A 12,937-nucleotide genomic window follows, 5' to 3' on the forward strand; every position below is an offset into this window, starting at 1 on the left:
TAATAGATTTCGTATGTTATTCAAAATTTAAAGTCATAAAAAAAGCTTGCAGAGATATTCAGCCTCTACAAGCCTTTTCGGTCATATTCAAAATAAAGATGGTAGTGATTGCTGCATCCTTCATTAAACTCGTGATCGCAGTTTGGACAGTTGTTTACGTCAAGGTAAGTTGAAATGCTTAATTCATGGGAACAGTTCCCACATAAGATCGCAGGTCCATCCCATTCTTCTTTTGGCCATCGAATGGCGTGATGCCCCGCTGCTTCTTTATGACAGTAATAACAGGCGTAGTATTCTTTACAGCAATGAAACTTAATAGCAATGATGTCTTTTTCCGTGTGATAGTGGGCACACCTTGTGTTGGTATCAACATCAATCCCTTTAACGTTTGGTCGCTTATCACCCATACTCTCAACTCCCTCCCTCCCATTCTATCACTTCTTGAAAAGGGGAAAACAAATAAATATGAAGACAAGGACCAGACTTGTGGCCACTACCCCGATCCATTGATAATTTTCCCATAATGCACCTACCGCTGTACTTCCTATTGCCACACCTGTGTAATAGCTGATCAAATAAAATCCTGAAGCTCCGCTCCGATGATGGGTGGCTGATTTACTGACTAAGGCTGCAGCCATAGAGTGGGCTACAAAAAAACCAGAACATAAAAGCGCCAAGCCTGCAAGAATAAACCCGACTGGAGAAAATAATGTCAGAACCACTCCCCCAATAAGGATGAGTAATCCCGCAAACATCATTTTTGTCTGACCTAAAGAATCAGAGAGCTTCCCGGCAAACGGTGGTGCTAAAACTCCGAGAATATACGCAAAATAGGTGATGGATATCCATTTCAGTGACCAATTGTATGGATCGGATTGTAGATAAAAAGGTAAGTACGTCCATACTGCAGTAAAGACTATTTGCAGGAGTAATCCGACCATGAATAACACGAGCATCGAACGATCCTTTAAATGTACGATCATGCCACGCAAGTCCTCTTTCAAGGACTGATCCACTTTTTCAAAGAAACGTTCTTTCGGCAATAACCAGATAAATAAAATCATAGCGATTACACCGACGCCTGCGAGTATGAAAAGCATACTTTCCCATTGGAAAACGCCGGTCAAATACCCGCCTACTACTCTTCCCCCCATGCCGCCAAAAGCATTACTTGAAATATAAAGCGTCATAGCCAGTCCCAGATGGTTCGATGAGACCTCTTCCCCTAAATATCCCATTGCTGCAGCTGGAATCCCTGCAAGGAAAAACCCTTGCAAGAGCCTCAATGCCACAAGCCACTCAAAAGAGGAACTGAAGGGCATAGCTATAAGCAGAACGACTGTAATTACCAGGGATAGCTGCATCAGTCGGAGTCTTCCGTATCGATCTGATAAAAATCCCAATACAAATAATCCAACGGCCATCGAGATGACCGCTGCTGACATTAAAAAACTTGATTCTGTTGCGCTAATTTTGAACTCTTGTACGAAAACAGGTAATAAGGGCTGAAAGACATACAAAGTTGAAAATATAAGCAAGGAAGCGAGCATCAGCGCGATGGTTACGCACCAAAACCCTGCTTCCCTCGATGAGTATGGAGTCATTGTTGGCTGATTTCTTGCCATTTTTTAAGTTCATCCTCTATTATTTTTGAAATTGATCAGGGAAAGAAGTCAAATCAATTCCCCAGATCATAGGCAAATAGAAATAAATCGCTAATGTAACTAGAAAAATAGCGAATATATTCAATAGAAAGCCGGCTTTTGCCATATCAGGAATTCTCAAATACCCGGAACCGAAGACTACGGCGTTAGGGGGTGTGGCAACTGGCAGCATAAAGGCACAGCTTGCCGCGACACCTGCGCCGATCATCAGACTATACGGATGGACAGAAATAGCTTGAGCTAATGAAGCCATAATCGGGAACATCATCGTCGCTGTTGCTGTGTTCGATGTAATTTCAGTCAAGAATATAACAATCGCGACAACAATGGCTAAAATCAGGATAAAGGTGACCCCTTCTAAGATGGTCAATTGTGTCCCAATCCATTCGGCAAGTCCGGACTCTTGGAAGCCCGTCGCAATCGCCAGGCCAGCTCCAAAAAGTAGTAAAATTCCCCATGGCAGACCTTTTGCAGTATCCCAATCTAAGATAAAATCTCCTTTTCTACTGATCGAGGGGATTAGAAAAAGAGCGATGGCAGCGATCATAGCAATAATGGTATCGTTGATATTTTCATTGATTTGCACGAGTACAAATGAGCGTGAGATCCAGGCCAGAGCCGTTATCGTAAAGACTGTCATCACAATCTTTTCTTCTGGCGACATAACCCCGAGCGCTTCCTTCTCATTATGAATAACCTTCTTCCCACCGGGCAGCTGCTTGATTTTCATTGGAAAAGCGACTTTCACTAAATAAAACCAGGCTATCGCTAAGAAAATGATTGATAGCGGTACACCAAACGCCATCCATCCGGCAAATGAAATTTCAATTCCATACGTTTTCTGCACAACGGCACGGAAAATTGTGTTTGGCGGTGTACCAATGAGCGTCGCCAATCCACCGATGGAAGCACTGTAAGCAATCCCGAGCATAATAACTTTTCCGAAATTGAAAGAAGAATGGTCGACCTCCCCTTCTCCCTCTTTTTTCAGCTGTTCGGCAGCCTGATAAATAACGGCCATACCAATTGGAACCATCATCATTGAAGTGGCTGTATTGGAAATCCACATTGAAAGTGCTCCTGTAGCCAACATGAAACCGAGCACAATAAGTTCTGTACTTGTGCCCACGAGACCTATGATGAATAAAGCAATTCTCTTATGTAGATCCCATTTTTGCATCGCCAGGGCAATTAAAAATCCGCCCATGAAAAGGAAGATTGTATTGTCCCCATAGGACGAAGCGGTTGCATCCCCACCTAATCCACCGGTAAGCGGAAATAAAATCAATGGAAGTAAAGAGGTAGCAGGTATTGGCATAGCTTCTGTAATCCACCAGGTAGCAATCCAAACCGTACTTGCTAAAATAGCGACAGCGCTTTCAGATAACCCCTCAGGTTTAAAGAAGATAAGGATTAAGATAAATAAGATTGGTCCTAGAAAGAGGCCTATTTTTTGCCTCATATCAAAGGATGGACCCGAGCCTCCTGTCTGAGCTTTCTTTGCTTCCTTCTCTTGCATCCTTTCTGTATTTCCAGTAACACTAAACTTCATTAAGTCTTTCGCTTGGTCGTGCATAGCCCAAAGCCGCTGCCAGAAATTTTTCAAAGGTGTTGAAGTTTGCATCTTCCTCTCCTCCTTTTTATTGTCGAATAACTATGAATATTCCTACATATAATCAAATTTTACCACAAGGTGGATGGAAGATGCAGGAAGACAATGGACCTAGGAATTTTCGCTAGTGAACAAAATTTCTCTTTTTGGAAATGTTTAACTAGTGAAAATACCGGTTACTGTATCTATGAAATACAACAATTACCAAAAGGGGATGATTAAATTACTAAATTTAATGAGGAGGAAAAAGTATGAAAAAATTCGTAGCAGGGATCTTTTCTTTAGGATTAATTTTCAGTAGCATGGGTATTGTAAGTGCAGATGAGAGTAATGACAAAGATTGTGATGACTTTGATTCTACGGAAGCTGCTGAGCAGTATTGGGAAGAAAATGGATACGATGAAAACAATGATCCGGACCGTTTAGACCGTGATAAGGACGGTGTCCCTTGCGAAAGTCTATCCAGTGATGACTCCGCAACCGAGGACAGCTCTTCCGACGATGCGATGGAAAGCGAAGAATCCTCGGATGAATCCACTACTGAGGAAAACATGGAAGAGGGCGGAGAAATGCCTGATACTTCAGCACCTTACGCTACATACGCGCTGTTAGGTGCCGGTTTAATAGCGATCGGCGGATCCCTTCTGGTATTCCGCAGACAGCATTAATAGTTTTTGGCTATCATCCCCACTCGGGCGGGCAATATGCCTGCCCTCTTTTTTAGAAAAGGAAGGTGAATCCTATGAAATGGATCGGAACGTTCGTGCTTGCTTTTGGTTTACTCATCACAGGCTGGAGTGGTTATCAATGGTATATGGGGAAACAATCAGTGTCTGACCTGGCGCAAAGCCAAAAAGTAAATGCTACGGCTGACGAAAAGAATGTACAAAATGTACAAACACAAGATAAGGATTTACCAAAGACAGACAACCTACATACAGCACCATCTAAACCTGTAAGCACTCTTGACTACGAGTTTGATAAAGGCGCAAAAATGGCTTCACTCGAAATTCCAGCTATTGAGAAACAGTTTGAAGTGTTCTGGGGTACAGATGATCAGTCATTAAACCGCGGAGTCGGAATGTACGTCAGCGAATGGACCACGGTACCAAACTTGGAAAAGGGTCATACCGTGTTAAGCGGACACCGTGAAACCGTCTTTACAGGACTCGGGGATGTAAAAGAGGGCGATGTGCTGACCGTTAACTATAACGATAGTTCCTATGATTACGAAGTGGAAAAGACTTGGGTAACTGATGCACAGGATCGTTCGGTCATTGTCGAGAAAGACGAGGCGACGCTTACTTTGACAACGTGCTATCCATTTGAGTTTTTTGGTGATGCCCCGGATAGATACATCATTCAGGCCAAACTGAAAAAATAACAGCAAAACTGTATCTTAGCAGATGCAGTTTTTTTGTACGCTTAAATTCCATTTACTGGATGACCTGAGGTGGAATTTATTCCCTCTACGGAGCGTACATATGAGGTGTGAAGGGGGAATAGCCGATGTATTCTCATATGCCTCATTTTAGGGATCAGTATCCAGAAATAATGGTGTCTGTCATAAGACAAGGTATAGGTGAATCCACAGACCCAAAAAGGGTCCTTATTATAGGAGCAGGTATGGCAGGTCTTGTAGCTGGTTCCCTCTTAAAAGAAGCCGGTCATCAAGTCACCATTCTTGAAGCCAATAACCGCGTTGATGGAAGGGTCTTTACAAAAAGAGAACCTTTTTCTCAAGGAGCCTATCTTGATTTTGGGGCTATGAGGATTCCAGATACTCACCACATAGTGTTTGAATATATAAAAAAATTTCAGTTACCGACGAATCGGTTTCTTAACACCTCTAAAAAAGATCTATTATTTGTGAACGGTGTAAAAACGACACGTGAAATTTACGAAAAGAACCCTGATATTCTGCAGTTTCCTCTTGAACCTAATGAAAGAGGAAACTGCAGAATTACTTAAAGCAGCCGTCCAACCATTTCTGAACCTTTATCGGTCTAGTTCTCCAGAACAACAGCAGGAATTAGTCCAAAGGTTTGACCGGTACTCCATTGAGAATTTCTTGCGATTTAACCCCATTGGTCCTTCGCTGTCTCCAAATGCGATAAGGTTAGTCAAAGTTATGCTCGGAATCGAAGGCTTCGCTGAGCTGTCCTTTACAAATACTTGGTTTGATATTATCCAAACTGTCTTTAATGAGGATTTGAAATTCTATGAAATCACCGGTGGAAACGACCAGCTTCCTAAATCGTTCTTAAATGATTTAAGCTCCAACATTTATTTCGATGAGAAAGTTGTTAGGATTATCCACCAACACAACCAAGTGACAGTTCAAACACGTAATATGAAAACAAATGAGTTTCATACGTTCACAGGCGATTTTCTTATCCTCACCCTCCCTTTTTCTGTCTTTCAATTCATAGAGGTATATCCGTATCAGACCTTCTCCTTTGACAAGTGGAAAGCGATCCGGGAACTCCCTTATGTTGCAGCAGTGAAAGTTGGAATCGAATTTAAACGTAGATTTTGGGAGGAAGCAGGATTAAAAGGGGCAAACCTTTTAACAGATTTTCCAAATCGCTTCACCTATACCCCTAGCCCTTCTAGTGCAGAAAAATCGTCTGGGGTTGTTCTAGCGAGTTACAGCTGGGGAGAGAATGCTAAATTGTGGAATTCCCTCCCTGAACAGGAACGAATAAATCAAGCTCTGCAGGACCTTGCCAAAGTTCACGGGAAAGAAGTATACGATGAATTCTTGAATGCTGCTACCTTCAGCTGGAGCCAAAACCCTTATTCGGCTGGCTGTTTCACCCTATTCAAGCCAAACCAGGCAGCTAGTTTTCCGGAAATCATTAAACGTCCTGAAGGAAGAATTCATTTCGCTGGAGAGCATGCCTCTGATTTTCACGGTTGGATTGAAGGAGCTATACAATCCGGCGTAAGAGCAGCAATGGAAATGAATAAACGCTCGTAATAATAGACCGCTGATTGATTCAGCGGTCTTTGTGTATGCTCAGAAAAAAGTCCAGCATTGAGGTTTCGTTGGATTTTGGAATAATCGATTAGCCTTTTCAAAGTGCTGATTGTCTACCGTTCTTGCATAGCCGACGTTGATCAGTCCTTCAAGAGTGACACTCCCCATCATAAGCGAGGAAAATTCAGCAATTCCAATATGAATATCGATGTCCGCTTTTTCTTCAACAAGACTAGGATGCCCCTTAGTATATTGGTACACATAATAATTTTCTTCATCCATAAACGTATCGGAAATCTTCCAGCCGATCTTAACCGTTTCATCCCCGAATGAATGCGACTCCAAGGACTTCATAAACAAAGGAACATCGACGATGCGATACATCAGGCCATGTCCCTGTTCACTTGTTTTATGGTAAATACGATATAGCAGCTCTTCATCTGTGTGACATGGGTCTTGTAGTAAGAAGGAAAATTGCTCGTTAAACGTGGGCATTTTAATAGAACGCACTTGGTCCTTTTGGATATGTAAGTAATGAATAAGAGATTGATAAGCCTCTTGTGATATCGTGATAAAATCTATCACATATAAATCATTTTGGAGAAAATGATCACCTGCCTGCTGTTCAAATTGGTAGACAAGATAACCTTCTATCTGACCTTTTCTTTTAAAACCAGCGGCATGGTAGTCTTCTAAGCCCAAGAATTTGAACTCATAATTTGCTTTTTGACATGCGCCATGAGTTTGATTCGCCCAACTCTTATAACACTTTTTAACCTCTTCTTTATCATTCTCGTTTAGAACAGAGACGGGATCCACTGTTGGGAATGGTGGAAGTTGAGAGGGATGAAACCGAAAAGTATGGAGCGCAGGTCCCAAGCCAAAACCCATTTTCCGGTAAAAAGCCGGCTGAAACGGATACAATTGCACAAGAGATCGCTCTTCCTCACGTGCATCTTCAATAAATCTTTGAATGATGGCTTTCGCATGACCTTGTTTTTTATACGGCAAATCCACAGCCACCGTCCCGATACCAGCTGTGGGGATTTTCTGTTGATACAAGTTCAGCACATGCTGGTATTCTACATAGCCACCTACCATATCGGTATTTTCATAAAGAGCGATATGACGGATATTATCTTCTTGATTCATCTTCTCTCTGTGATCTTGATAACGCTCCTTATCTTCCTTTGAATTTAACTTCATACCAGGATAACAGCGGCTGGATATCTCCGTAAATGTCTTAAAATCATTCATTTCTTCAAACCTTCTCACTTTCTGCACTCCTTCCTAATACTTAATAGTCCTCTAATTGGATTATACATCAAAAATTCCGAAATCTGTCACCTCAGGTCATCCAGAATCTGGATGACCTGAGGTGACAGATTTTTACATATAAAAACACCGCCTTTCCTATATAGAAAGGCGGTGTTTCTTTATTTGTAGGATCCTAGTACTTCAACGGCCTTTTCGGTCATTGACGTGTCGATAGCTTTTTCAAAATCAAGGTTGCCACGGATGGCATTGTTTTCCTTATACATGTCATATTGTTTCTTAATATCCTCGATAAACATCTTGCCATTCGGATCTAGACCTGTCACGGATACTTTCTCCCAGATCGCTGGGTTCTTCAGTGCAGTGTGTTTGGTCATAATCTCAATGATTTCATCTTTACCTTCCTCTTTAACAAATGCATCGTTGTAGTCGCGGACACCTTTCAAATAAGCCGCCATAAACCTTAACGACACATCCGTCTCTTTATTAATAAATGAAGGGGAGCCAAGTACCATGGCAATTTGGGCTTCTGGAGCAAAGTCAGTCGCATCACCGAAGCGCTTATGAAGACCCTGCTGTTCCCCTTGCGTTATGAGCGGTTCAATTTGTAAAGCCGCATCAATCGAACCATTCCCCATCGCTGCAAGCATATTTCCAAAATCAGACATAAGAACAAACTCGACATCCTCTTCAGTCAATCCTGCGTGTTCAAGCATTCGCTGGAAAATATAATCATCCACAGCATTTCTGGAAGAAACGGCTATTCTCTTGCCTTCAAAGTCTTCGTATGATTGAATTTCTTCTTCTAAATCCTCACGTATTACAAACGAGAAATAGGATTTCCCGTCAAAGTAGTGACCTTTATCGGCAATAATCTTCACATCTATTCCTTGGGCAATCGCATTAAAGAAAGACGCGGTAGATACTCCTCCCGCAATGTCAACTTCACCTGCTGCCAAAGCTGGCAGCATATCGTCACTGTTCGCAAACTGAGTGAATTTCACTTCTATATTGTAGTCCTCAAAATATCCTTTTTCCTTCGCGATATAAAATCCAGCCCCTGAAGCTGCCCCGTCTTCCGCAATGACGACGGTAGTCTTTTTCTCCAGTGGAGCTAAATCACCGCTAGGGTTATCTTCGCTGACCTCATCATTAGCCAGGGTATCCTTTTGCTCTAAGGCCCCAGAACCACAGCCGCTTAGCACTAACCCAAATAAAAACAAAGGAATGAGAAATAGCAGATAAGCTTTTTTCATCACGTAGTCTCCTTTCTTCCTAAACCCGTGACCCTTGCACTTCATCTTGAAGGTGTTTCCAAACTTGAACGAAACGGGCTGCCATATTGGCGTCCGCTCTCACTTCCTCCATCTTCCTCGGTCTTGGCATATCGACCACCAATTCTTCTACGATCTTCCCAGGCTGAGAGCTCATTAATAAAATGCGATCACTCAAAAGCAGGGCTTCATCTATGCTATGCGTAATGAAAAGCACAGTCTTTTTCGTTTCTGACCAAATGTTCAACAATTCCTCTTGCAGAATAAATTTATTCTGCTCATCTAATGCAGCAAACGGTTCATCCATTAAAAGAATCTCTGGGTCATTCGCAAATGCTCTAGCAATACTGACACGCTGCTTCATCCCTCCAGAAAGTTCTTTTGGATAAAGCTTGGCGAACCGGTCCAGCCCTACCTTAGATAAATAGTAAGCCGTCCGTTCTTTTACAAAATCTTTAGGTAAATGACGCATTTTTAGTCCAAATGCTACGTTCTCTTCTACCGTCAGCCAAGGAATGACCCCGCGCTCCTGGAAGACCATAGACTGCAGCGGTCGATCCTTCTCTCCACGAGTGATGGTAAAATCACCGATACTCTTACTCTCCAGATCTGCCAAGATCCTAAGCAATGTCGTTTTTCCGCAGCCACTAGGACCAAGAATACAAACAAATTCGCCATCCTTAATATCCATATTTATGTCTTGAAGGGCTGTCACACTGCTTCCTTTTTTATAAAAAACTTTCGTCAAACCGCGAATCGAAATTTTAGTATCCATCTATTCCCCTCCCATCCGTCATTATTTCCAGGGCAATAATTTTGTCTGAAATCCACGTAATATGAGAGAAAAGAGGTAGCCGAAAAAGGAAATCAACACAAGCCCGACATACATTTCCTGCAACAGGAAGGCTTTGTATGAGGTCCATATCAAAAACCCGATTCCAGAGTTTGCTCCCATCATTTCTGCCGCTACAATTGTTAATAGCGCAATCGCCTGCCCCATTTGAATACCTTCAATCATGACAGGCAGGGATCCAGGAAGCGCAATCTTAAAGAAATAGTCCCGTGAATTAGCTCCATAATTTTTTGCGACATCTAAGTAAATCCGGTCAATGTTAACGACACCCGCCACTGTATTAATAATGACCGGAAAAAATACACTTCCAGCGATCGTAACGATTTTAGATACTTCACCTACTCCGAATAAAATAAGGATGATCGGCAATAACGCCAAAGTCGGAATAGGCATCAAAGCCATAATCAACGGAGAAAAGAAATGTCTCAAAGGAGAGTAAAGCCCCATTAATAATCCGAGAATGATTGCCGGAATGACACCTAATAAGAATCCAGCAAAAATACGGAATAGAGAAATTCCGATGTGATCAAATAATTCTCCACTGGTCCCCATAAAAAGGAATGTTCCTACGATTTCCGTAGGCGGTGGGAAAAACCTGGCGTCGACTAAGCCAGTTCGTGATAAGAATTCCCAGAGAATTAAGATAAAAATCGGCGATGATATGGTCAGCAGCTGTTTAAGCCTGTTTTTAAGCTGGCGATTTTTCCATTCTTCTTGTTCAATTGCAAAAGGATCGCGGACACGATTTTGTCCTTTATTGTTCATGCTTCACCACCTCTATTGCCAATCATATGTGCGGGTGCCTAGAAGTGTGAAAGTGTACGGTTAGGAAGAAACAGTGGAATGATCATAAGTTTAAATCTACCAAATAAAGGAATTATACTACTATACTATCAACAAAGGATGTGAGCATAATGAAAGGTGTCACTTTCCAAGGCAAAGAAAACATGGCTGTGAAAGAAGTCGAAACCCCTTCAATTCAAGAAAATAACGATATGATTGTTAAAATAACTGCAAGCGGAATATGTGGATCTGATCTTCACCTATATAAAGGAGGAATTGAACCGAAAGAAGATTATGTGGTCGGTCACGAACCAATGGGCATCGTCGAAGAGGTCGGTCCAGATGTGAAGACTTTGAAAAAAGGCGACCGTGTGGTAATTCCATTTAATATCGGCTGCGGTGAATGTTTCTTTTGTAAAAACCAGATGGAAAGCCAATGCGATGAGTCCAATCCTCACGGTGAAGTGGGAGGATTATTCGGATTCACGGAAATTAACGGAGGATATCCAGGAGGTCAAGCCGAATACTTACGCGTTCCATATGCTGATTTCACCTCTTTCAAGGTTCCGGAATCAAGTGAGCTCGATGACGAAAGTGTTCTTTTCTTATCAGATGTCATTCCAACAGCCTACTGGAGCGTCCAACACAGTGGAGTGAAAAGAGGAGATACAGTTGTTATTCTCGGCAGCGGACCGATCGGGCTCATGGCCCAGAAGTTTGCCAAACTGAAGGGTGCTGAGCGCGTCATCGCTGTCGACCAGGTTGACCATCGTCTAGATCATGCCAAACGCACAAACCATACGGAAATCTTCAATTTCAAAGAACATGAAGATATCGGCTCGCTATTGCACGAGGAAACTAAAGGCGGGGCTGATGTAGTCATTGACTGTGTTGGAATGGACGGTACCGTTCCTCCAGATGAATCGTTTGGATCGGAGTTCGATAATCAGTTCGGCACCATAAGCCCGATCAAGACTGCTTCCCAGGCGGTTAGAAAATTCGGCACGGTCCAATTGACAGGAGTGTACGGAACAGAGGCGAACGGTTTCCCATTAGGGGATTTCTTCACTCGGAACGTTTCCTTGCAAATGGGGCAGGCCCCTGTGATTCACCTCATGCTGGAGCTTTATGACATGATTGAAAATAAAGAGTTCGACCCTACAGATATCATCACCCATAGCATGAATCTTGAGGATGCCGCAAAGGGGTACGACATTTTTGATAAAAAAGAAGATGGAAATATCAAAGTGATTTTAAAACCATAATTAAGAAAAAGCCTCGTCCATTTTAGATGAGGCTTTTCTTTGTTAAGCTCAATGAAACTTTGTAACACCTGTGTCACACATGTAAAAAAACCAGGCAATCTCAAAACCTGTCAATATCGAAATACTGGTAATATTTATTAATAGATGAAAAATCCGCTTACCCAATTCTATTATTTCCACTTTTCTACATCTCATAAAAAATACAGAAGTGGCGCGCACATTCACTATTTACTAGACTATTTCCTCTCTCCTTCTCCTCTTACACTTCCAAAATCATCCTCAAATATTACGAGATTCCAATGGTAGGATGAAGTTGTTGAAAAAAACAAACTTTTTCAAGGAGGAGTTTTCATGAAAGGCAAATCACTATTCGTAACAGGAGCGCTTGCTCTATCTATACTAGCAGCGCCGGCTACTTCTCTAGCATCTTCAGGAGATAGCCAATCTTTTAAAGTAGAACAAAACAACATTCAAATAGATAGCGTAATGGATTGGGTCGCTGAAAATGAAGAAGCGTTGAAGAGTCAAAACTTCGATCAAGTTGACATTCAATCTCTTCTAGAGCAATTCCAAGTCCAGCCCGCTAAACCAGAGCCGAAACCTGCTCCTGCTGAACCACAGCAAGAGAAAGAGCAGCCAAAGCAAGAACAACCTAAGCAGGAAGAACCTAAAGTAGAAGAACCTAAACAAGAGCAGCCAGCAGAAGCTGAACCTGCTCCTGAAGCACAGCCACAGCAAGAAGAAGCAGCGCCTAAAGAGGAAAACACTCAAGATGTAAGCTCAGAAGTATCTGCTTTTGAACAAAAAGTCGTTGAATTGACGAACGAAGAGCGTGCAAAGCAAGGCCTTCAGCCGCTACAACTAGATACAGAGCTTAGCGCGGTAGCAAAAGACAAATCTCTAGATATGCAAAACAACAACTATTTCTCTCACAACAGCCCAACCTATGGTTCTCCATTCGATATGATGAAGCAATACGGCATTGATTACCGTACGGCAGGAGAAAACATTGCCATGGGACAAACTTCCCCTGAGCAAGTAGTTGAAGGCTGGATGAACAGTGAAGGTCACCGTAAAAATATCATGAACCCTAACTTCACTCACATCGGCGTTGGACATGCAGAGGACGGAAACTACTGGACTCAAATGTTCATCGGTAAATAATAGCCATTCCATCATTAACCCGTCAGGACCTATTCTTGACGGGTTTTTTAATTCAAAATAATAC

General features: G+C 42.2%; 13 protein-coding genes. 6 read left to right on the top strand and 7 right to left on the bottom strand.

Annotation, left to right across the window (positions count from 1 at the left end; all coding sequences use genetic code 11):
- Nucleotides 1-65: 65 nt before the first annotated feature.
- The 3 genes from HM131_RS17380 to HM131_RS17390 are packed head-to-tail and all read right to left on the bottom strand — an operon-like array spanning nucleotide 66 to nucleotide 3,288.
- Nucleotides 66-407: a CHY zinc finger protein gene (locus HM131_RS17380; RefSeq protein WP_085030959.1), complete on the bottom strand. Its 342-nt coding sequence runs from the start codon at nucleotides 405-407 to the stop codon at nucleotides 66-68.
- A 27-nt stretch (nucleotides 408-434) separates the two neighbouring features.
- On the bottom strand, nucleotides 435-1,625 hold the full coding sequence (locus HM131_RS17385) for an MFS transporter (RefSeq protein WP_085030960.1): 1,191 nt from the start codon (nucleotides 1,623-1,625) through the stop codon (nucleotides 435-437).
- A gap of 19 nt (nucleotides 1,626-1,644) precedes the next feature.
- Nucleotides 1,645-3,288 carry an SLC13 family permease gene (locus HM131_RS17390; protein WP_085030961.1) on the bottom strand — a complete coding sequence of 548 codons (1,644 nt, stop codon included), beginning with the start codon at nucleotides 3,286-3,288 and terminating at the stop codon, nucleotides 1,645-1,647.
- A gap of 239 nt (nucleotides 3,289-3,527) precedes the next feature.
- Here HM131_RS17390 and HM131_RS17395 point away from each other — a divergent pair, with 239 nt between their 5' ends.
- The 4 genes from HM131_RS17395 to HM131_RS17405 all read left to right on the top strand — a co-directional run bounded on the left by HM131_RS17395 (nucleotide 3,528) and on the right by HM131_RS17405 (nucleotide 6,259).
- Nucleotides 3,528-3,944 (top strand): excalibur calcium-binding domain-containing protein, encoded by a 417-nt coding sequence (locus HM131_RS17395; protein WP_085030962.1) that lies wholly within the window; start codon nucleotides 3,528-3,530, stop codon nucleotides 3,942-3,944.
- A 74-nt stretch (nucleotides 3,945-4,018) separates the two neighbouring features.
- Nucleotides 4,019-4,660: a class D sortase gene (locus HM131_RS17400; RefSeq protein ID WP_085030963.1), complete on the top strand. Its 642-nt coding sequence runs from the start codon at nucleotides 4,019-4,021 to the stop codon at nucleotides 4,658-4,660.
- A 125-nt stretch (nucleotides 4,661-4,785) separates the two neighbouring features.
- Nucleotides 4,786-5,247 carry a flavin monoamine oxidase family protein gene (locus HM131_RS21285; protein ID WP_332308718.1) on the top strand — a complete coding sequence of 154 codons (462 nt, stop codon included), beginning with the start codon at nucleotides 4,786-4,788 and terminating at the stop codon, nucleotides 5,245-5,247.
- On the top strand, nucleotides 5,219-6,259 hold the full coding sequence (locus HM131_RS17405; protein ID WP_332308743.1) for a flavin monoamine oxidase family protein: 1,041 nt from the start codon (nucleotides 5,219-5,221) through the stop codon (nucleotides 6,257-6,259). Before HM131_RS21285 ends, HM131_RS17405 begins: the two co-directional genes overlap by 29 nt.
- A 39-nt stretch (nucleotides 6,260-6,298) precedes the next feature.
- Here the strand turns inward: HM131_RS17405 and HM131_RS17410 are convergent, their stop codons facing one another.
- The 4 genes from HM131_RS17410 to HM131_RS17425 all read right to left on the bottom strand — a co-directional run bounded on the left by HM131_RS17410 (nucleotide 6,299) and on the right by HM131_RS17425 (nucleotide 10,426).
- Nucleotides 6,299-7,534, bottom strand: a complete 1,236-nt coding sequence (locus HM131_RS17410) for a GNAT family N-acetyltransferase (RefSeq protein ID WP_085030964.1) — start codon at nucleotides 7,532-7,534, stop codon at nucleotides 6,299-6,301.
- 161 nt (nucleotides 7,535-7,695) lie between these two features.
- The gene (locus tag HM131_RS17415) at nucleotides 7,696-8,790 is read right to left on the bottom strand and encodes an ABC transporter substrate-binding protein (protein ID WP_085030965.1); all 1,095 of its coding nucleotides are present in this window, start codon (nucleotides 8,788-8,790) and stop codon (nucleotides 7,696-7,698) included.
- Nucleotides 8,791-8,809: 19 nt separating this feature from the next.
- Nucleotides 8,810-9,583, bottom strand: coding sequence for an ABC transporter ATP-binding protein (locus HM131_RS17420; RefSeq protein ID WP_085030966.1), 774 nt, complete (start codon nucleotides 9,581-9,583; stop codon nucleotides 8,810-8,812).
- Between the two features lie 21 nt (nucleotides 9,584-9,604).
- Nucleotides 9,605-10,426, bottom strand: coding sequence for an ABC transporter permease (locus HM131_RS17425; RefSeq protein WP_085030967.1), 822 nt, complete (start codon nucleotides 10,424-10,426; stop codon nucleotides 9,605-9,607).
- 149 nt (nucleotides 10,427-10,575) lie between these two features.
- On the opposite strand from HM131_RS17425, the gene HM131_RS17430 reads away from it, so the two are divergent.
- Together HM131_RS17430 and HM131_RS17435 are read left to right on the top strand one after the other, a co-directional pair.
- Nucleotides 10,576-11,709, top strand: a complete 1,134-nt coding sequence (locus tag HM131_RS17430) for an alcohol dehydrogenase catalytic domain-containing protein (protein WP_085030968.1) — start codon at nucleotides 10,576-10,578, stop codon at nucleotides 11,707-11,709.
- A gap of 351 nt (nucleotides 11,710-12,060) precedes the next feature.
- On the top strand, nucleotides 12,061-12,873 hold the full coding sequence (locus HM131_RS17435) for a CAP domain-containing protein (protein ID WP_085030969.1): 813 nt from the start codon (nucleotides 12,061-12,063) through the stop codon (nucleotides 12,871-12,873).
- Nucleotides 12,874-12,937: the final 64 nt, after the last annotated feature.

The organism is Halobacillus mangrovi (assembly GCF_002097535.1).
Lineage (GTDB): Bacteria > Bacillota > Bacilli > Bacillales > Halobacillaceae > Halobacillus > Halobacillus mangrovi_A.

Coding starts and splice junctions, on each gene's coding strand:
- HM131_RS17415 (WP_085030965.1), bottom strand. CDS start 8,790: ATGAAAAAAGCTTATCTGCTATTTCTCATTCCTTTGTTTTTATTTGGG.
- HM131_RS17435 (WP_085030969.1), top strand. CDS start 12,061: ATGAAAGGCAAATCACTATTCGTAACAGGAGCGCTTGCTCTATCTATA.
- HM131_RS17380 (WP_085030959.1), bottom strand. CDS start 407: ATGGGTGATAAGCGACCAAACGTTAAAGGGATTGATGTTGATACCAAC.
- HM131_RS17400 (WP_085030963.1), top strand. CDS start 4,019: ATGAAATGGATCGGAACGTTCGTGCTTGCTTTTGGTTTACTCATCACA.
- HM131_RS17385 (WP_085030960.1), bottom strand. CDS start 1,625: ATGGCAAGAAATCAGCCAACAATGACTCCATACTCATCGAGGGAAGCA.
- HM131_RS17430 (WP_085030968.1), top strand. CDS start 10,576: ATGAAAGGTGTCACTTTCCAAGGCAAAGAAAACATGGCTGTGAAAGAA.
- HM131_RS17405 (WP_332308743.1), top strand. CDS start 5,219: ATGAAAGAGGAAACTGCAGAATTACTTAAAGCAGCCGTCCAACCATTT.
- HM131_RS17420 (WP_085030966.1), bottom strand. CDS start 9,583: ATGGATACTAAAATTTCGATTCGCGGTTTGACGAAAGTTTTTTATAAA.
- HM131_RS21285 (WP_332308718.1), top strand. CDS start 4,786: ATGTATTCTCATATGCCTCATTTTAGGGATCAGTATCCAGAAATAATG.
- HM131_RS17390 (WP_085030961.1), bottom strand. CDS start 3,288: ATGCAAACTTCAACACCTTTGAAAAATTTCTGGCAGCGGCTTTGGGCT.
- HM131_RS17425 (WP_085030967.1), bottom strand. CDS start 10,426: ATGAACAATAAAGGACAAAATCGTGTCCGCGATCCTTTTGCAATTGAA.
- HM131_RS17395 (WP_085030962.1), top strand. CDS start 3,528: ATGAAAAAATTCGTAGCAGGGATCTTTTCTTTAGGATTAATTTTCAGT.